Source organism: Flavobacterium potami, assembly GCF_020026915.1.
In the GTDB taxonomy this organism is placed as follows: Bacteria; Bacteroidota; Bacteroidia; order Flavobacteriales; family Flavobacteriaceae; genus Flavobacterium; species Flavobacterium potami.
Genome location: NZ_JAINUY010000001.1, coordinates 498277 through 516528 on the forward strand (window position 1 = coordinate 498277; position 18252 = coordinate 516528).

An 18252-nucleotide genomic window follows, 5' to 3' on the forward strand; every position below is an offset into this window, starting at 1 on the left:
ATTAGAAAATTATTTCGTTGACGAAAATTATCTAATTATCAAATTGGCACATTCTCTCATTTAAGTATCGGAATATTAAATGTAATCCTAGTTCCCTCGCCAGGAATAGAATTCATGAAAACGCGACCATTAATGTATTGGATTCTCTCTTTCATGAATAAAAGTCCCATTCCAGATTCGCTGTTGCGTTTTTTATCGACAGAATTAACGTCGAAACCTTTTCCGTTGTCATCTACGATGATGCTTAGAAGTGTTTCACTGTGTGAAAGTTGCACAATAATATGTGAGGATTCGGCGTATTTTATGGCGTTATTAATCGCTTCTTGCGTAAGACGATAAATATTGATTTCGATTAGCGAATCTAAACGTCGATCAAAATCGGTTTTGTTGTAGAATAGGATTTCTTTTCCGGTTAATTTGGAAAGTTCTTGAGTTAGTTTTGAAAGTGATGAAACGATTCCGTGATCGCTTAATTCTGGTGGCATTAGGTTGAAAGTTGCCGTACGAACGCCTTTGATAATATCCAAAGAAAGTTTCTTTAAATACTCAATTTTTTGTTCTGATTTTTCTCTGTCATCGAGATTGATACTTTCTAAACTGAATTTTAAACCCGTAAGCATTTGACCGATTCCGTCGTGGATTTCTTTGGCGATTCGGTTTTGTTCGTTTTCCTGATTTTCGACAATTTTACTTGAAATAATCTTTTGCTGATTGATTTTTTCGGTTGTGTTTTCAAGGTTCAAGCGTTCGACTTCACGTTGCGCTTTTTTACGTTCCGTGATGTTGAAACAAACGATCAAAAGTTCGAGTTCATCTTTTTTAATCATTACAGGAACCATCGACAAATCGAGCCAAATTTCTTTTTCGTCTTTGTTTACGATTTTGATTTCGCCTTGCCAGCCACTGCGTTGTTTTTCGAAGATTAAACGATCAAAATTGACTTGTTCTTTTTCGTCTTGGGTTAAAACTTCGGAGAATTTTTTGTTGGATGAAAATTTGGTGTAATTAAGAAGTTTGGCGAATTTTTCTCCGATATGAATAATCGAACCGTCTGGTGAAATTCGGCAATACAATAAAGTATTTTCCATCGCATAATTGAGCGATTTTAATTCTTTAACTGAGTTTTCTTTGATTTCTGAGATAATTTCAGTGTCGTATGCCAGTTTTAAAGCTTTCTTTTCAGAAGATAAAAGCTGTGCAATTAACCTTTCGATTTTCTTGTTGGTTGGTTTGAAAATGAAGAAGAATTCTAAAAGCAGAACAAGCAAAGTGAAACCAAAAATCCAATATTCGATTCGGCGTTGTTCGGTTACTTTTTCGTGCGCTTCAAGATCATATTGCGTTACAATCTGATTCATTTTCGAAAGGAAAAGGCCTTCGTTTTCTAAGATAGTTTGAACCAGTTTTTGATTTTCTGAAACGGTTTTTTTCTGTTGTAAATTCAGTAAAAAAGAATCGGTTGTCTCTGCAATTTTATTGAAAATTGGGTTGATTTCCAGATATAATTTGTTTAGTGTTTCGCTTTTTTCTTTTGGAAAAGCTAAACTGTCGTTTCCGTTTTCTAATGCATCTTGGTTTTTCTTCCAAAGTTTTAAAACCTCTTTTAAGTGCGAAGTTTTTTTGGCTGTAGCCGAATCAGAAACGTAATGTAAAATCAGTACTTCTTTGACAATTTTCTGGCTCAGCATTCTCTGTTTTCCAGAAAAATTGATAATCTTAGAATCGCTTAACTGCTGATTCAGATTGTATTGAACGAGAAACTGACTAATAATTATAGTTAATGCAATAGTAAGAAGCGCAAAAAAATACAGTCGTCGTAAATTTTTGAAAGTGATTTTTTCTGCAGCTTCCTGATTGCTTTTCTTCATTTAAGTCTTTTTACAATCCTAAAGAAGCTTTTATTAGATTTAAGTTTTCTTCAGAATAGTTGATTTTTAAAGCTTCCTGATGTCCTTTTTCAGACATTTTATCCCAAGTTTTCTTGATGATGTTTTTCAGCTTTTCTTCATCATGTTTTTCAACGAAAGGTTCTAAGTAATATTCTAAAAACACCAGACAAATTACGTCTTCTAGCAATTGTGTTTCGGTGTCTTTTTTAAGCAGTTTTTTTTCAATTAGGAAAGAAACACGATCAATGAAAGTTTCGTCGTAGCCAGCTTTTTCAAGAATTCCTGCAGTAGTTTTTGCGTGGAATTTTTTCAGCTCTTCTCTCCATTTTAAGTAACCCACACGATCCATCGGATAGGATTCGCGGGCTACTTTCCAACGGCAGATGTGCTGTGCTTTTGAAGCGATTTGAACTTCTTCTGAAGCGTTTGGTTCAAACTGCATCAGTTTTTCATACATCCTGTTTGAATACAATAATTCTTTTGGGTATTCGGTGTTTTGGTCTAATTCGATATTCGGATCCTGAGCGTTTTCAGCATCAATCCATTCACTTGCTTTTTGAAAAGGTGTAGTCATTTTTTGGTTGGATAATAGATTTCAAAGATACGGAATTAAAGTTTTTTTCGCCACGAATTCACGAATCATTGTTTAGTTTTTGTCGCAGATTAAAGTTTTTTTGCCACGAATTGCTTCGCCTATTCGCTATCGCTCGGATCACGAATTTTATTTTTAAAATCTATGTGCAAAGTTTTTAAATTAATTCGTGAATTCGTGGCGAAAAAAAATATTCATTTAATCTACAAACCCAACAAAAACTTCGTCTTCTACAATCTTAATCGGATAAGTGGCAATGCTATACTCTTCACCATTTAAATTTGAGCCATCAACAAGAGAAAAAGTTTTTTTATGCATCGGACAAGCGATTTTCGGAATATCATCGGCAGAACCTGTCATTCCTCTTGAAAGTACCATTTCCATTTTATGCGGACAGGCGTTTTGGCAAGCGTACCATGCGTTACGACGCGCAAAATTGAAAATCGCGATTTGTTTGTTTTTGTATTTGATGCATCCGCCTCGATTGGTTGGAAAATCTTCTACTTTACCAGCTTTGAACCAAATTGTTGCGTCGCTTGCGTGAACTGTTTCGTATTGATTTAAGATTTCTTCCATTTTGATTGAGTTTTGTGGTTCCTGTTTCTTAGCCCTCTTTTACAATCATGAGAGTTATGATGGCGCAGTAAAAAGAGGGTAAGAAGGACAGCAAACGTTTAATTATTTTTTTTTCTTTTTTTGGAGCTTAATTTTTTAAACACATAGAAACATAGGTTTTTTGTTTTTGTTTGAGAAATAGAAAATTAAAAGAAACTAGTTTCTAACACATAGCTATGTGAATTGATGCAAGTGAAACGCCTTTTTTAAATTCAGTTAATTCTATGATTCTATGTGTTTAAATTATTTTACGACCAAGCTTTTGGCATTTTTTGATCTCTTAATGGAACAAAAGCGATATTATCGTCTTTCTCGTCAGAGTTTACAAAATGGTTGAAACGCTTCATTAATCTTGGTTTTTCAAGAACTTGTTTCCATTCGCATTCGAAAGTGTTTACCATACTTTGCATTTCTGCTTCAAGCGTTTCGCAGATTCCTAAACTGTCTTCGATGATTACTTGTTTTAGATACTCTAAACCACCGTCTAGTTTTTCTAACCAAGTTGATGTTCTAATTAGCGGACCAGCAGTTCTGATGTAATACATTAAGAATCGATCCATGTATTTGATTATGGTTTCTTTGTCGATTTTCTCGGCCAAAAGAACTGCGTGTTTTGGATTCGCTCCACCATTTCCGCAGATGTATAAATTCCATCCGCCTTCTACAGCGATTAATCCGAAATCTTTTCCGCGTGCTTCCGCGCATTCGCGAATGCAGGCAGAAACACCGCCTTTTAATTTATGAGGAGAACGAATTCCTTTATATCTATTTTCTAGTTCGATGGCAAATCCGGCGCTGTCGTCCATTCCGTAACGACACCATGCATTTCCAACACAACTTTTTACGGCACGAAGCGATTTTCCGTAAGCATGACCACTTTCAAAACCATTTTCAATTAAGATTTTCCAGATTTTCGGTAAGTCACTTAAATGTGCTCCAAATAAATCAACTCTTTGTGCTCCCGTAATTTTAGTGTACAAATCGAATTGTTTTGCTACTTCGCCAATAACGATTAGTTTCTCTGCAGTTATTTCACCTCCAGCAACTCTCGGAACAACAGAATAGGTTCCGTTTCGTTGAATGTTCGCCAAAAATCTATCATTGGTATCTTGTGTAGTTACGTGTTTGTTTGCTGTATCATTGTAAATACTAGAGAAAATTGAAGCTACAACTGGTTTGCAAACCTCGCATCCGTCGCCTTTACCGTGATGATCTAAAACATCATAGAAATTTTCATATTTATTGATTTTTACCAAATCAAATAATTCTTGACGATTATAACTGAAGTGCTCGCAGATTACTTCTTTTACTTCTTTTCCTAAAGATTTTTGAGTTGCTTTTACTAAATCAGAAACCATTGGTTTACAGCCTCCACATCCAGAAGTTGCTTTTGTTGCTTTTACAACGTCTGAAAATGTAGCGCAAGATTCATCCAAGATTTTACAGCAGATAGAACCTTTAGTAACATTTTCGCAAGAACAGATTACGGCTGTGTCTGGCAAATCCATCACGCTTCCTAAAGAAGAACCTTCAGAACCATCGCGAGAACCTAAAATTAAATCTTCTGGATTTTTAGGCAATGCCATTTCGTTAATGTAAATCTGAAAAAGTGAATTGTAATCGCTAGAATCTCCAACGAGAATTCCGCCTAAAAGCGTTTTAGAATCCTTTGTAACGTTGATTCTTTTATAAATACCGCTTAATTTATTTTCGTAAACAATAGCAGTTACATGCTCATTTTCTATAAAAGGATCACCAAAACTTGCCACTTCAACACCAATTAATTTCAATTGTGTTGACATATCGATGGTTTCTCTCATGGTTTTGTCGCCATTTAAGATTTGCTCTGCGGCAACATCGGCCATTTCGTAACCTGGAGCAACAAGTCCGTAAATGTTTTGGTTGTAAAGCGCCGCTTCCCCAATCGCAAAAATAAAAGGATCTGATGTCTGCATTTGATTGTTTACTACAATTCCGCCTCTTACGCCGACTTCGAGTCCCGAAACTCTAGCCAGTTCGTCACGAGGTTTAATTCCAGCAGATATAACCAACATGTCTACCTTTAACAATTCGTCGTTTGCAAACATCATTCCCGTTATACTTTCTTTTCCGTCAATATATTGCGTTGCTTTATTAAGATGAATTCCGATGTTTAATTCTTCTATTTTTGACTGAAGCATGTCGCTTGCGCCCTGATCCAATTGTCTTGGCATCAAACGCGGTGCAAATTCCACCACATGCGGATTCAATCCTAAATCGCGAACCGCTTTCGCCGCTTCAAGACCTAATAAACCGCCGCCTAAAACTGCCGCTTCAGTTGCGCCTTTTTGTTTTATTTTTTTGGCATAAGCCATAATCGCATCTAGATCTTCGATGGTTCTGTAAACAAAAACACCTTCTTTTTCTACACCTTCAATTGGAGGTACAAATGCAGAAGAACCTGTAGCCAGAACTAAGTAGTCGTACGTATGTGTTTTGCCTAAGTGCGTATGTATGGTTTTTACATCACGATTAATATCTGTAATTAACTCAGATGTGTTTAGAATAATATTGTTTTGCTCGTACCATTCGGTAGTTGATAATGACAAATCATCAGCTGTCTTTCCTCCAAAGTACTCGCTTAGATGAACGCGGTCGTAAGCGCGTCTTGGCTCTTCTCCAAATACTGTGATTTGATACTTTTCTTGTCCTGATTTTGCAACAAACTTTTCGCAAAATTTATAACCAACCATGCCGTTTCCAACTACTATTACTCTAATCATGATTTCTTTAATTAAGTATTACTACGCAAATATAAGTATTTATACTTATAAAAATACGTATTACGGATATTTTTTAAGTAATAAAGATGTTTTGTTAACTACGTATTTTGTCTTAATCTTATACGTAGTAAGGGTTTTGAATGATTTTCTGCTTACTTAGTTTTTTTAAATTTGAAAAGATTCTAAATAAGCGTTTCAAAAAAATGTCGTAAATTCATAAGAATTTTATAGGTGTTTTAGAAAAAGGAACATTTTTAAACTGAAATCTCATGAAAAAAGTACTTTCAATAGTGTTGTTTTTATTCTTATTAGTAGGATGCAAAACGACAGCAAACAAAGATGCTGCAGGAACGACTTCAACAAGTTCTACAGAAGAAGATTTAAAATATTATTTTAAAGGAACAGGAAACGAACCGTTTTGGGGAATCAAAATAGGGAATGAGGAAATTGTTTTTACATCATTAATTCCAGGAAAAGAAAAAATAACTTTTCCTGCAGTTGAAGCAATTAGGGCAATGGATGCTAATGTAAAAATGTATAAAGTAAGTAATGAAAATACTTCGGCAACCATTACAATTCAGCAATTGGATTGTCAGGATTCGATGTCTGGAGCAATTTCGCCTTATAGCGTAAAAGTCGAAATCAAAAATAATTCAGAATTAGAAGCGAAAAAGTTAAGCGGTTGCGGAAAATATCTAACCGATTATCGTCTTCATGATATTTGGGTTTTGGAAGAATTAAACGGCTATAAAGTTTTTGCTACCGATTTTCAAAAGGAGTTTCCAAGACTTGAAATTAATTCTACAGAAAATAGATTTTCTGGTTTTGGAGGTTGTAATTCCATAACAGGGCAAATCTTTTTTGAGAAAGATCTCCTTCGTTTTACTAAAGTTGTTTCCACTTTAATGGCTTGTCCACAGGGAAATAAAGAAGGTGAATTTTTGAAAGCTTTACAAAGTACAACAACCTATTCTATAGGAAATAATCAATTAACATTGTCGAATCCTTCTGGGAAATTGATTGTATTTAAGAAGGTGGATTAAAGGTTTATGTTTTATTTGTTTCAGGTTTAAAGTTTCAAGTTGCTGTTGTCATTTCGACTGAAAGGAGAAATCGCACAAGAAATTCTACAAAGAAAATCGCCAATGTAGAGTATAATTAATAGAAACATAGCCCACGGTTTCAACCGTGGGAAACTTGTTGATGCGATTTATTCAAACAATTCTTTAGGTTCATCATTTTCTGATTCTTCTTCTCCTTCAATAAAATCCAATTCTAAAGCTCGCACGCTTTGAACCGCATTTCCGGCAATACCACGAATCGAACCGTACATTCCTAAAGTGTTATGAACCACTTTTTCAATTTGTTTTTCACGTTGTTTCCAGATTCTCTGCATCGCTCTTTTTTCAGAATCCAAATCGCTTTGCATTTGAGTAAAACCTTCTACAATTCCTTCAATCTGCAAACGGAATTCGTTGCTTGTAAGGAAATCATACAACATCGACATTTTGTCGCCTTTGTTTTCTTGCGCTTGAACGGCTTGATTAATTTGAATTAGAGACTGACGCAAAACCGCACTCAACCCTTTAAATTCTTCATACGTACAAATCCAGATTCCGTCGCGCATTCCCATTCGGTCCATTCCCGATGGCATAACTTCGGTTACTAAAACTCCAATGTTGGCTCTTTTGGTTCTAATATCGTTTTTGAATTTCTCGATCCAAGAAGGTTGAAACGCTTTGGTTCTCTTGCTTTCGTAATATATAGAACCGCAATTTTGATGTTCTCTTGTGTTTACCACTTGAAGACAATCGGCGCCATTGGCACCTTTTTTAATTTCGTCAATACTGTCAAGTGGGAAGTTGTTGGCAAGCCATTCTTCAATTGCTAATTCCATTACTTCGCCTTGCAATTGCATCGAACCTTGTTCTTGCTTGCGTTTCATTTCTTCAGTCAGCTTTTTTTGTTCTTCCAGCTGTTTCTGAAGTTCTTTGAATTTTAATTCGTTTTTATCGTCTTCCTGTTTTCTGATTTTTTCACGTTCCAAATTCAATTGCACATTTAACTGCTTTTCGGCTTCGGCTTGAATCGCTTCTTTCATTTCCAGTTTCTCGCGTTGTAATTTTGCGATTTCACCTTCCATTTTATTTAATTCTCTGATTTTTTCCGATTTTTCAGAGAGTTCTTTTTCCATTAACAACAAACGATCTTTGTTTTCTTCTTCCAATTTCGCTTTTAGTTTTTCTGAAATTTCTTTCTCGGCTGCTTTTTTCTCGCGCTCCAAACGCTCAGCAAAAAGTTCGTTTTCCTGTTTTTTCTTGGCTTCAAATTCGGATTTGGCTTTTTCTAATTGCTCATTTTTAAGCTCTAATTCACGATTTTGAACGTTTGCTTTTTGTTGAAATTCTTTACGGATGCTATCTTCCAATTGATGTTTTAAAACATCATTGACATCGATAGGAGTTCCGCAGTTTGGACACTGAATTGAAGATTGTTCAGCCATTTTGTATTGATTTTTTATGGAATGGAATTATAGTTCGCTAAGGTATTTAAAAGTTCTCTTTTTCTAATGCGGATTTCTGTACTAAATTGTAACGATTTTTTTTTATGGCCACGAAGACGCTAAGGCACAAAGTTTTTCGTCAAAGTACTCATAAAGTATGTCATCCTGAGCGGAGTCGAAGGACACGCACTGTATGGATTTAGCATGCGGTCCTTCGACTCCGCTCAGGATGACATAAAATGATAATAAAACTTTGCGTCTCAGCGACTTTGCGAGATTAAATAATAAAACTTCGAGCCTTAGCGACTTTGTGGCAATAAAAATTCAACAGCGGATTGTGTGATTCCAGAGTGATCGTCTTTTGAGGTAATCAAGGAAACATTCGTATATAAATTGACTTTTTTCAATTCGACAAAACCAATTTCTTGATCATGATTGTTTTTTGCAATATTTGAAGGAACAATCGAAATTCCTAATCCGTTTTTGACTAATTGAACGATTGAATTGATATTATTGGCTTCGTGAATGATTTTCGGCGTAAAGCCATAAAAAGCACAAAGTTGCAATAATACTTCATGGTAATGTGGTGCGTAATCTTTGTTGAAAAACACAAACGCTTCATCTTTCAGTTTTAAAATATCATTTTCTGATTTTATCTCGAAAGCATTTTTATTGTAAACCAGTGAAAATCCGTCTTTAAACCATAAATGTGATTTTATTTTTGGCGAATGAATGGGTGATCGGATAATTCCCATTTCTATTTTTCCTTGTTCTAAAGCATCGATTTGTTTGGTGGTTGAAATTTCGAAAAGTTTAAAATTTACATATGGAAATTGCGCTTTCAAATGTTTTATTAAATCAGAAATAACAGAAGAATAAATCGAACTGATGTAAGCAATTCTAAATTCGCCGGAAACGTTCTCAGCAATTTTCTTTGTCTTGACAGAAATACGTTCCAAATCCTGAAAAATTGCCGTAACTTCTTCTTTAAAATATTTCCCCGCTTCGGTAAGTTCTACTTTTTTATTGTTTCTGATGAAAAGCTTCGCCTGAAGTTCTTCTTCCAATTCCGCTATTTGTCGGCTTAATGGAGGTTGCGAAATAAAGAGTTTTTCTGAGGCTTTGGTGAAGTTCAGTTCTTCGGCTACAGCCAGAAAATATTTTAAGTGACGTAATTCCATGATACTTTAAAAGTATTATTAATTGATAAAAATAGTATTTTTAAAGTATTTATGAAAGAAGTAGTTTTGAAAAAAATAAAATATTTCTCTCGCAGATTTAAACAGATTTAGCAGATTATTAATTTTAGATAAATCATTTAATCATAATAATAGCCAGATCATATAATAGCAAAAAGATCCGCTCAATCTGCCTGATCTGCGAGAGATTAAAAAGAAAAAAAATTTTCACGCAGATTTAGCAGATTTAAGCTGATCAAAACAGATTTTTTTATTGAATCGTAAAGAATAAAAAAAGAAAATCATTTTTAAATCTGCTTTAATCTCTTTTAAATCTGCGTGAAAAATCAAAAAAACAAAGGCCATGAAAAAATCAACAATTGAAGAAATAAAAGAACGATTTGATAATGATGTAGAACGATTTTCGAACTTAGAAACCGGACAAGTAGCCACAATCGACGCTACGATTTCTTTAGAATTAATAACCGAAGCTTCAAAACGAATTGTTCCGAATGCCAAAAACGTTTTGGATGTGGGTTGTGGCGCAGGAAATTATACTTTAATGATGTTGTCTAAAGTGCCAAATTTAAATTGCACTTTGGTCGATTTGAGTTTACCGATGTTGGATCGCGCTTTTGAGAGAGTTTCGGCGGTAACAAATGGCAAAGTCGAAATAAAGCAAGGTGATATTCGCGAAGTAGTTTTAGAAGATGAAAGTTTTGATATTATTTTGGCTGGTGCAGTTTTGCATCATTTGCGTGATGATAACGATTGGGAAACAGCTTTCACTAAATTATTTAAATTATTAAAACCAGGCGGTTGCTTGATGATTTCTGACTTAATTACGCAGGATACAGAATTGTTGAACGAATATACTTGGCAACGTTACGGCGAATATTTGGAAGGAATAGGAGGGGCAGAGTACCGTCAGAAAGTTTTGGATTATATAGAAAAAGAAGATTCTCCAAGATCGATGAATTACCAATTGGATTTGATGAAAAAAGTAGGTTTTTCAAAAGTCGAAATTTTACACAAAAACATGTGTTTCGGAGCTTTTGGAGGAATTAAGTAGTTTTTATAGCCACGAATTCACGAATTTATTTTTTTACAATCTTTGCGTAAAGATTTTAGATTAATTCGTGAATTCGTGGCGAATAAACTATGCTTCAACAGGCATTGGATATTTGTTTCGAAGATCGAAAACTAATTCTGATGGACCGTTTTTTTGTAGGTAATCTAATTTTTCAACTGCTTCTTCCATGGTTGGAATTTGGCCTTTTGGAATCCACCACATTGCGGTATGTGCTTTTCCGAATTTATGAAACCATTCTTTTCGTCGTCTTAAAAATTCGCTGTGAAACGTTTTGTACATATAATGTTCCAAAGTTTCGATACTTTCCCAAACCGATACATTGATAATAATTTGTTCGTCGTTATACGGATTTAAACTTGTTGCATTATAATTATTGTCGTCGTCTTTTAATCTCCAGACAAAACCTTCGCTTTCTTCAGCTAAAGTGTTTACAGTGTCTAAGTTGTCTACAAATTCTTTCATGATCGGGTCGTTGATGTCGACGCCTTTCATTTTGGCAATATTAATTTCAGCAAGATGATAATGACTCATAGTTTATGTTTCTGAATGAGAGGTAATTTAGCTTTTTATAGCCACGAATTCACGAATTAATTTGAAAATCTTTGCGTACAGATTAAAAAATAAAATTCGTGAATTCGTGGCTGAAAAAAAATTATAAAATTTGAGCTGTTTTGTAAACCTGAATCGGTGTTGAAACTAAGCTTTCTGTTTTTTTGATGAAATCTTGAAGGTAAGACTGGCTGTTGTGTAAATCTAAACCAACTTGATCTTTCCATTCTTCCCAGAGAATAAACACATTTTCTGAAGTATGCAAATCGTAACGAATACAAGCGGTTTCTTTTCTAGTTTCGGTTACTAAATGCGTCAGCATGTTTTGAACTTCAATTAAATGCTCCGGTTTACTTTTTAAAATTGCTGTAATCGAAATCATAATTATAAGTTTTTAAAGGTTTTTTCTAAATGTTTGGTATAATTCTCTTTAAAGATAACGATATTTTCTGGTGTAGCACCTTTTTCTACGTCATGGAAATGGAATCCGTTTATGCGTTCCATTCCTGTGAATTTGTTCATTTTGTGGAAACCAAACATTGGTCCATCATCAACAGAAGTTTCTTCGAAGAATTCGCCTGGAAGTGTAAAAGCGGTTGCAGGAGCATTCCAGCTTGTGGTTAGCATGTATTTGCGTCCGTGTAAAAGTCCGCCGGTTCCGTAATTGATGTCTGGATTTACGCGGCTTCTTCCGTCGCTTTTGTAAATTCCGTTGTTATGTCCTTGCGTGAAAACGTCATCGATGTATTTTTTGAAAAGATTTGGCAATTGAAACCACCAAACTGGTGTGTGGTAGATAATTAAATCTGCCCAAACGAATTTTTCTACTTCTTTTTGAAGATCGATTTCTTCTTCAATATGAGTTGTTTTGATTTCGTAATCGTTGTTTTTAGAAAGAAATTCAACAGTCCAATCTTGAACGGTTTTATTGAATTGTCCTCCTGAATGTGCGAATTTTTGTCCGCCGTTTATTATAAATATCTTTTTCATTTTAATTGTTGAGATTTGTTTTTAACACATAGAAGCATAGATTTTTCTTTCAGGGAAAGGGAGTAGAAAGAAACTAGTTTCTAACACATAGATTCTCAAGATTTGTCATTTCGACGAAGGAGAAATCACACTAGTAATTCTACAAAGATTGGCGACAAACGTTATGGAAACCCTCGTGTGATTTCTCCTTCGTCGAAATGACAAGATTGTGTAGACTATGTGTATTAATGCAAGTGTAACGCCTTTGTAGACAAAGCAAATCTATGTTTCTATGTGTTTAAAATTTTAAAAAGTGAATTATTTTATTTTAGCAATCGCCTGATTGATAAATTCCAATTCTGAAGCTGATAAATCGAAATCCATTGTTTTGGCGTTTGAAATGGCTTGTTCTGCGTTTCTTGCTCCTGCTAAAACAATTGAAATTCCTTTTTGTAAAGAAGTCCAACGCAAAACTAATTGTGATAAACTTGCTTCTTTTGCGTGTGCTAATGAAGTCAATTCTTCAACCAATGTTTTTACTTTTTGAAGATCAAACTGATTGAAATAACCATTTCTGTGATCGTTTTCTTTTAATTTGCTGTCTGTGAAGTATTTTCCAGTCAATAAACCTCTTTCCATGGGACTGTAAGCAATGATTCCGATGTTTTCTGCAACTGTAAACGGAATTAATTCGTTTTCAATTTTGCGGTTCAACATGCTGTAAGCTACTTGATTTGAAGCGATTTGAACTGTTTTTTGCGCTTCCTGAATTTGTGCAACATCATAATTACTTACTCCAAAAGCTCTGATTTTTCCTTGCTGAATTAGGCTTTCTGCAGCTTCCATTGTTTCAGAAATTGGAGTAGTGGAGTCTGGCCAGTGAATTTGCAGTAAATCAATATAATCAGTTTGAAGACGTTTTAAGCTTTCTTCAACTTCTTTAATTACGTTTGCTTTTGATGAATATTTGTAAACTGGAACTTTTTTACCGTTATCATCTGCGTCGAAAAAGAAATCGCCTTTTCCGTTGTTACTTCCGTCCCAAACCATTCCAAATTTGGTAAGTAATTGAATTTTAGAACGGTCGTGAGTTTTAATGGCTTCCCCGATCATTTCTTCGCTTAAACCGAATCCGTAAAAAGGAGCGGTGTCAATTGTGGTTACACCATTGTCAATTGATGCGTGAATCGAGTCGATAGAATCTTTCTTTTCTGTTCCGCCCCACATGGTTCCGCCAATCGCAAAAGCACCGTAAGTGATGGTTGATAATTCCAATTCTGAGTTGCCTAATTTTCTATATTCCATGATAGTGATTTTTTTCGTTTAAAATTGATGAGGCAAAATTATACTGTTTTTATGATTATTATTTGGTATATATTTGTCTTTTTTAGGTATATTTGCATCTTCAAATAAATGAAATTATGAAAAAAGAAAACTTATATGAGCCTTTTACGGTTTCTTTTGAAACGCTGAATGAATATCCAGATGTGGGAGATCGTCATAATTTTTTCGAATTGGTTTATATTCTGGAAGGAACAGGAAGACAATGTATTAATAAGAATATTTTTGAGTACGATCCTGGTCATTTGTTTTTATTGACGCCTGAGGATTGCCATAATTTTACGATTGAAACCGAAACGAAATTTTTCTTTTTACGATTCAATGATATTTATCTGAAAAATTCGAGTCTGCAGAATGAAAATATTCAACGATTGGAATATATTCTTCAAAATGCCAATCACCAGCCGGGTTGTATTCTTAAAAATGATCCGGACAAATGTCTGGTGAAAGTAATGATTGAAGCGATTTGCCGTGAACATCAGGATAAAGATGTTTACAATCAGGAATTGATTCAGCAGTTGGTGAATACGCTGATTATTATTGTAGCGAGAAATATCGCGAAATATCTGCCAGAGCAAGTTTCAATAAGTACGGAAGCTAAAGCGATGGATATTCTACAATATATTCAGAACAATATTTACTATCCTGAAAAAATTAAAGCGGAATCAATTAGTGATTATTTTGGAATTTCGAATACGTATTTAGGGCGTTATTTTAAGAAACATGCTAGCGAAACGATGCAACAATATATCAGTAATTATAAAACGAAACTGATTGAACATCGCTTGCAATTTAGCGATAAGCGGATCAATGAAATTGCGTATGAATTTGGTTTTACGGATGAAAGCCACTTTAATAAATTCTTTAAAAAACAAAAAGGAAATAGTCCGTCTGAGTTTAGAAAGACGATTCGTCTTAGCGCTTAGTTTTTTAGCTACAAATTGCACAAATTTCCGCTAATTTTTTTGCCATAGATTAAGAAGATTATAAAGGATTTCCTTTTGAAGCTTATTGAATTTTCTCCCGCAGATTTGGCAGATTTAAACAGATAAAAAAATCTGCTTGATCTGCCAAATCTGCGGGAGAAAAACAAAAAAATCCGTATAAATCCGCGTTTTCACAAAGCGAATCCGTTTTATCCGCGTTCTATTTAATTCTCTTTTTCTATTATAAAACTAAAATGCTCGGTTTTACCTTCTCTTAAATTATTTATTTCATTTTGAACTAATTCTTCTAAAGAATTGGCAACAATGTTTCTATCCCAAGATTCATTTTGAAGTTCGATAATCTGTCCAAATTTTCCTTTTGAAGCAGGATCTGTATCGTAAAGCAAATAATCGCCATTTCGTCCTGTTGCAAACGGAATCCATTTTGGGTTCGCGTAATTATTTGTGTTGATTTTTTCGAAATCAATTTCCTGTTCTGGTAAATCGTCTTCATCAAATTGTAAATCCTGAATTGACTCCCATTCTTCTTTGATGTCTTCAAACGGAATAAGTTCGTAACTCCAATTGTTTACACCAAATTGAAAAGTGGAAGTAACTGCATCGTAATCTACATTTTGAACTTTATAGAAATTTACTAATGCTGGCGGGATTTTTATATCGTCTTCTAAAACAGAATGTTGTTCGATTTCTTCTGTAGAAATACCTTCGGTAAGATTGTAATAATCATTATTTTCGGAAACAATTTTATTGATTTCAGAAATCCATTCTTGCCATAAAGGTTCAAAAGTTTTGAATTCCGGATCAAGTGTTGCGCTGACTTTTTTGGGTTTTATTTCTTGTTCGTAAGCAGAAATACTTAAACCAGTAATTTTGCCATCTTCTTTATCGAACCAAACACTTGTTCCACTAAGAATCAAGGCGCCGCTTCTGTCTCCTTTAAAAAGTTTTACAAGCTGGTCTTTATTGTTTTCGTAGTATTGGAATAATTCCTGTCCGTCAAAAATGAATTCTTCGTTAAAAATACTTTTTGGGCTAAAATCATATTTAGGAAGTTCGAGTTCAATTCCGATACTTTCTACTTTATTTCCTTCTTTAGAAAAAGCCATAATACCTAGGTCATCCCAAGTGTAAATATGGTTGTATTTTTTTTCAACGTATCTGTAATCATTTCCTAAAGCTTCTTTTAAAACTTTGATATCAATTGGGAATTCGATGTTTACATTGTTAATCTGAAAGCCTGTTTTGGATAATTCAAGTTTTGTCATTTTTGCTTTTTTAGGAGTTATATAATTTTCTTGATTACACGAAGTTTGTGTGTGTGTTTATTTAATTCGGGATTGTAAATTCCAGTATGGTCCAAACGGTCAATACGAACTTTTCCACTTGCGTGAATGATGTAATTATTGTCCATTATGATGCCTACGTGGGTTATGTTTCCTTCTTCATTATCAAAGAAAGCCAGATCTCCCGGTTCGCATTCTTCTATAAAACTTAGAGGATCTCCTTCAAGCGCTTGCTGAGAGGCATCTCGATGGATTTTATAGCCGTTTAATTTGTAAACCATTTGCGTGAAGCCAGAACAGTCAATTCCAAAAGGTGTTTTTCCGCCCCATAAATAAGGCGCATTCAAATACATGAAAGCAGTTTTGATTAAAGCGCTTTTAGGTTTGATGCCACTGATTTTGGTTCCTTCAAAATCAAAGTTAGCAGTATTGATTTCATTATTGTTTAAAAAAGACAATGAAGCCCCAAGTGGAATTGGAAGTAATAGGTTGTTGGGAGCAGTGATATAATCAATTAAATCGGCATTTAAGATGATTGCCTCTTTACTCAAAAGGTCAAATTGCTCTTTGGTAATTTCCTGATATTGCTTAGAATCGACCCAGCCTTCATAGTCATCAAACTGGATCCTAATTCGCGCCCACTGATTTTTGCGTTCTAAAATTTCGATATGCTCGCCAAACAAAAGTTGCGTAACGATTTCGCTTCTGTCGCTGGCTTCAGCTCGAACGGGCACTATGGCTAAATTGCAAATTCCAAACATTTAAGGAAAATTATAAGTTTAAAATTAGGAGTTATAAAGATTATAACTCCTAATTTTTTGTGATATTGTTTTAAGCTCTTTCGATAACAATTGCCGATGCGCCACCACCACCGTTGCAAATTGCAGCAGCTCCGGTTTTAGCATTGTTTTGTTCTAAAACATTAAGCAAAGTTACAATGATACGTGCTCCAGAAGCTCCAAGAGGATGTCCTAAAGAAACTGCGCCACCATTTACGTTTACTTTATCGTTATCAAGGTTTAATATTTTTGCATTAGCTAATCCAACTACAGAAAAAGCTTCGTTAAATTCGAAGAAATCTACATCTGAAATCGAAATTCCTGCTTTGTCTAAAGCTTTTGGTAAAGCTTTTGCTGGACTTGTTGTAAACCATTTTGGTTCTTGTGCAGCATCTGCGTATCCTTTTATGTAAGCCAGAGGTTTTAAACCTAATGCATTTGCTTTTTCTTCAGACATTAAAACTAAGGCAGCAGCTCCGTCATTAATTGTTGAAGCGTTTGCAGCAGTTACTGTTCCGTCTTTAGTGAAAACGGCACTAAGAGAAGGAATTTTATCTAATTTGACATTAGTATATTCTTCATCTTTAGAAAATATAATTGGTTCGCCACGTCTTTGTGGTACTTCAACAGGAACTACTTCATTGTCGAATTTTCCAGCATCCCAAGCTTTGGCACTTCTTTCATAAGATTGAATTGCGAATGCGTCTTGTTCTTCACGGCTGATTTTGTATTCAGATGCACATAAATCAGCGCAAACTCCCATTGCGTTGTTATCGTAAGCATCTGTTAAACCATCTTTTTGCATTCCGTCTAACATAGTTGCAGGACCAAATTTGTTTCCAGCGCGCATTTGCACGTAATGCGGAATCAAACTCATGCTTTCCATTCCACCTGCTACTACAATTTCAGCGTCTCCACAGGCGATTGCTTGAGCAGCAAACATTACAGCTTTCATTCCAGAGGCGCAAACTTTGTTTACTGTTGTAGCAGCAACTTCTTCAGACAAACCGGCAAAAAGTGCTGCCTGGCGAGCTGGTGCTTGTCCAACTCCTGCCTGAATTACATTCCCCATGAAAACTTCATCAACTAATTTTGGGTCAAGGTTAATTTTTGAAAGGGCTCCCTTTATAGCGGCAGCGCCTAGTTTTGGTGCAGGTACGGTAGATAACCCTCCCATGAAACTTCCGATAGGTGTTCTAACGGCAGAAACGATAACAACTCTTTTGTTCATGTTCTGTTTAATATTAGTTAATAAAGCAAATTTAATGTTTATTTGAATAAATTCAAATTTTGTAGCAAAGAGGTCGGATTTTAAAATTAAGATGAAATTTTTGTTAATTCTATTTATTTGATTGTGAAGTGTTTTTGAAAAAAGATAAAAAAAAATAGAAAAAAACCTCAAAAAAGCTTGTGAGAAATGGAATGTTGTTATACATTTGCACTCGCAAAACAGAACGCGTTTCTTGAGCTTGGAGAGGTGCCAGAGCGGTAATGGAGCAGATTGCTAATCTGTCGACGGGTAACCGTCGCCAGGGTTCGAGTCCCTGTCTCTCCGCTTAAATTTTGCCTCGGGGTGTAGCGTAGCCCGGTTATCGCGCCTGCTTTGGGAGCAGGAGGCCGCAGGTTCGAATCCTGCCACCCCGACAGAACTTTGCCATAAGTTTAAAAAAAAATGGTTCCATAGCTCAGCTGGATAGAGCAACGCACTTCTAATGCGTAGGTCGAAGGTTCGAATCCTTCTGGGATCACAAC

At 35.0% G+C, this 18252-nt stretch carries 16 protein-coding genes and 3 tRNA genes; 6 read left to right on the plus strand and 13 right to left on the minus strand.

What is annotated here, in order from left to right:
- Positions 1-56 precede the first annotated feature (56 nt).
- From K6T82_RS02235 to nirB, 4 genes are all read right to left on the minus strand, one after another.
- The gene (locus K6T82_RS02235; protein WP_223704385.1) at positions 57-1868 is read right to left on the minus strand and encodes a PAS domain-containing sensor histidine kinase; all 1812 of its coding nucleotides are present in this window, start codon (positions 1866-1868) and stop codon (positions 57-59) included.
- Between the two features lie 10 nt (positions 1869-1878).
- Positions 1879-2463 (minus strand): DUF4202 domain-containing protein, encoded by a 585-nt coding sequence (locus K6T82_RS02240; protein ID WP_223704386.1) that lies wholly within the window; start codon positions 2461-2463, stop codon positions 1879-1881.
- 216 nt (positions 2464-2679) lie between these two features.
- Positions 2680-3057, minus strand: a complete 378-nt coding sequence (gene nirD, locus K6T82_RS02245; protein ID WP_223704387.1) for a nitrite reductase small subunit NirD — start codon at positions 3055-3057, stop codon at positions 2680-2682.
- A 287-nt stretch (positions 3058-3344) separates the two neighbouring features.
- On the minus strand, positions 3345-5858 hold the full coding sequence (gene nirB / locus K6T82_RS02250) for a nitrite reductase large subunit NirB (RefSeq protein WP_223704388.1): 2514 nt from the start codon (positions 5856-5858) through the stop codon (positions 3345-3347).
- A 269-nt stretch (positions 5859-6127) separates the two neighbouring features.
- Between nirB and K6T82_RS02255 the strand changes: the two genes are divergently transcribed.
- Positions 6128-6901 carry an META domain-containing protein gene (locus K6T82_RS02255; protein WP_223704389.1) on the plus strand — a complete coding sequence of 258 codons (774 nt, stop codon included), beginning with the start codon at positions 6128-6130 and terminating at the stop codon, positions 6899-6901.
- 167 nt (positions 6902-7068) lie between these two features.
- On the opposite strand, the gene K6T82_RS02260 is transcribed toward K6T82_RS02255, so the two are convergent.
- Complete coding sequence (locus tag K6T82_RS02260; RefSeq protein ID WP_223704390.1) at positions 7069-8361, minus strand: DUF2130 domain-containing protein; 1293 nt, start codon at positions 8359-8361, stop codon at positions 7069-7071.
- Between the two features lie 299 nt (positions 8362-8660).
- Complete coding sequence (locus tag K6T82_RS02265; RefSeq protein WP_223704391.1) at positions 8661-9542, minus strand: LysR family transcriptional regulator; 882 nt, start codon at positions 9540-9542, stop codon at positions 8661-8663.
- 361 nt (positions 9543-9903) lie between these two features.
- Between K6T82_RS02265 and K6T82_RS02270 the strand changes: the two genes are divergently transcribed.
- Positions 9904-10611: a class I SAM-dependent methyltransferase gene (locus K6T82_RS02270; RefSeq protein ID WP_223704392.1), complete on the plus strand. Its 708-nt coding sequence runs from the start codon at positions 9904-9906 to the stop codon at positions 10609-10611.
- Between the two features lie 87 nt (positions 10612-10698).
- Here K6T82_RS02270 and K6T82_RS02275 read toward each other — a convergent pair whose 3' ends face one another.
- From K6T82_RS02275 to K6T82_RS02290, 4 genes are all read right to left on the minus strand, one after another.
- Complete coding sequence (locus K6T82_RS02275; RefSeq protein ID WP_223704393.1) at positions 10699-11163, minus strand: DUF3291 domain-containing protein; 465 nt, start codon at positions 11161-11163, stop codon at positions 10699-10701.
- A gap of 121 nt (positions 11164-11284) precedes the next feature.
- Positions 11285-11563 carry a putative quinol monooxygenase gene (locus K6T82_RS02280; RefSeq protein WP_223704394.1) on the minus strand — a complete coding sequence of 93 codons (279 nt, stop codon included), beginning with the start codon at positions 11561-11563 and terminating at the stop codon, positions 11285-11287.
- A 2-nt stretch (positions 11564-11565) separates the two neighbouring features.
- Complete coding sequence (locus K6T82_RS02285; protein WP_223704395.1) at positions 11566-12171, minus strand: NAD(P)H-dependent oxidoreductase; 606 nt, start codon at positions 12169-12171, stop codon at positions 11566-11568.
- Between the two features lie 297 nt (positions 12172-12468).
- Positions 12469-13455 (minus strand): aldo/keto reductase, encoded by a 987-nt coding sequence (locus K6T82_RS02290; RefSeq protein WP_223704396.1) that lies wholly within the window; start codon positions 13453-13455, stop codon positions 12469-12471.
- Positions 13456-13571: 116 nt separating this feature from the next.
- On the opposite strand from K6T82_RS02290, the gene K6T82_RS02295 reads away from it, so the two are divergent.
- Positions 13572-14417 carry an AraC family transcriptional regulator gene (locus K6T82_RS02295; RefSeq protein ID WP_223704397.1) on the plus strand — a complete coding sequence of 282 codons (846 nt, stop codon included), beginning with the start codon at positions 13572-13574 and terminating at the stop codon, positions 14415-14417.
- A gap of 224 nt (positions 14418-14641) precedes the next feature.
- On the opposite strand, the gene K6T82_RS02300 is transcribed toward K6T82_RS02295, so the two are convergent.
- The 3 genes from K6T82_RS02300 to K6T82_RS02310 all read right to left on the minus strand — a co-directional run bounded on the left by K6T82_RS02300 (position 14642) and on the right by K6T82_RS02310 (position 17731).
- Complete coding sequence (locus K6T82_RS02300) at positions 14642-15703, minus strand: SMI1/KNR4 family protein (RefSeq protein ID WP_223704398.1); 1062 nt, start codon at positions 15701-15703, stop codon at positions 14642-14644.
- Between the two features lie 17 nt (positions 15704-15720).
- Positions 15721-16482, minus strand: coding sequence for a C40 family peptidase (locus K6T82_RS02305; RefSeq protein ID WP_223704399.1), 762 nt, complete (start codon positions 16480-16482; stop codon positions 15721-15723).
- A gap of 70 nt (positions 16483-16552) precedes the next feature.
- Positions 16553-17731 carry an acetyl-CoA C-acyltransferase gene (locus K6T82_RS02310; RefSeq protein ID WP_223704400.1) on the minus strand — a complete coding sequence of 393 codons (1179 nt, stop codon included), beginning with the start codon at positions 17729-17731 and terminating at the stop codon, positions 16553-16555.
- A 240-nt stretch (positions 17732-17971) separates the two neighbouring features.
- Here K6T82_RS02310 and K6T82_RS02315 point away from each other — a divergent pair.
- The 3 genes from K6T82_RS02315 to K6T82_RS02325 all read left to right on the plus strand — a co-directional run bounded on the left by K6T82_RS02315 (position 17972) and on the right by K6T82_RS02325 (position 18248).
- Positions 17972-18055 (plus strand) — tRNA-Ser (locus tag K6T82_RS02315).
- Positions 18056-18069: 14 nt separating this feature from the next.
- Positions 18070-18144: transfer RNA gene (locus K6T82_RS02320), tRNA-Pro, on the plus strand.
- 30 nt (positions 18145-18174) lie between these two features.
- Positions 18175-18248, plus strand: a tRNA-Arg gene (locus tag K6T82_RS02325).
- The last annotated feature ends 4 nt before the right edge of the window (positions 18249-18252 follow it).

Bases quoted from the DNA above. Each gene is read 5' to 3' on its own strand.
- K6T82_RS02280 (WP_223704394.1), bottom strand. From the start codon at position 11,563: ATGATTTCGATTACAGCAATTTTAAAAAGTAAACCGGAGCATTTAATT.
- K6T82_RS02265 (WP_223704391.1), bottom strand. From the start codon at position 9,542: ATGGAATTACGTCACTTAAAATATTTTCTGGCTGTAGCCGAAGAACTG.
- K6T82_RS02310 (WP_223704400.1), bottom strand. From the start codon at position 17,731: ATGAACAAAAGAGTTGTTATCGTTTCTGCCGTTAGAACACCTATCGGA.
- K6T82_RS02240 (WP_223704386.1), bottom strand. From the start codon at position 2,463: ATGACTACACCTTTTCAAAAAGCAAGTGAATGGATTGATGCTGAAAAC.
- K6T82_RS02275 (WP_223704393.1), bottom strand. From the start codon at position 11,163: ATGAGTCATTATCATCTTGCTGAAATTAATATTGCCAAAATGAAAGGC.
- K6T82_RS02235 (WP_223704385.1), bottom strand. From the start codon at position 1,868: ATGAAGAAAAGCAATCAGGAAGCTGCAGAAAAAATCACTTTCAAAAAT.
- K6T82_RS02270 (WP_223704392.1), top strand. From the start codon at position 9,904: ATGAAAAAATCAACAATTGAAGAAATAAAAGAACGATTTGATAATGAT.
- K6T82_RS02295 (WP_223704397.1), top strand. From the start codon at position 13,572: ATGAAAAAAGAAAACTTATATGAGCCTTTTACGGTTTCTTTTGAAACG.
- K6T82_RS02290 (WP_223704396.1), bottom strand. From the start codon at position 13,455: ATGGAATATAGAAAATTAGGCAACTCAGAATTGGAATTATCAACCATC.
- K6T82_RS02260 (WP_223704390.1), bottom strand. From the start codon at position 8,361: ATGGCTGAACAATCTTCAATTCAGTGTCCAAACTGCGGAACTCCTATC.
- nirD (WP_223704387.1), bottom strand. From the start codon at position 3,057: ATGGAAGAAATCTTAAATCAATACGAAACAGTTCACGCAAGCGACGCA.
- nirB (WP_223704388.1), bottom strand. From the start codon at position 5,858: ATGATTAGAGTAATAGTAGTTGGAAACGGCATGGTTGGTTATAAATTT.
- K6T82_RS02305 (WP_223704399.1), bottom strand. From the start codon at position 16,482: ATGTTTGGAATTTGCAATTTAGCCATAGTGCCCGTTCGAGCTGAAGCC.
- K6T82_RS02300 (WP_223704398.1), bottom strand. From the start codon at position 15,703: ATGACAAAACTTGAATTATCCAAAACAGGCTTTCAGATTAACAATGTA.
- K6T82_RS02285 (WP_223704395.1), bottom strand. From the start codon at position 12,171: ATGAAAAAGATATTTATAATAAACGGCGGACAAAAATTCGCACATTCA.
- K6T82_RS02255 (WP_223704389.1), top strand. From the start codon at position 6,128: ATGAAAAAAGTACTTTCAATAGTGTTGTTTTTATTCTTATTAGTAGGA.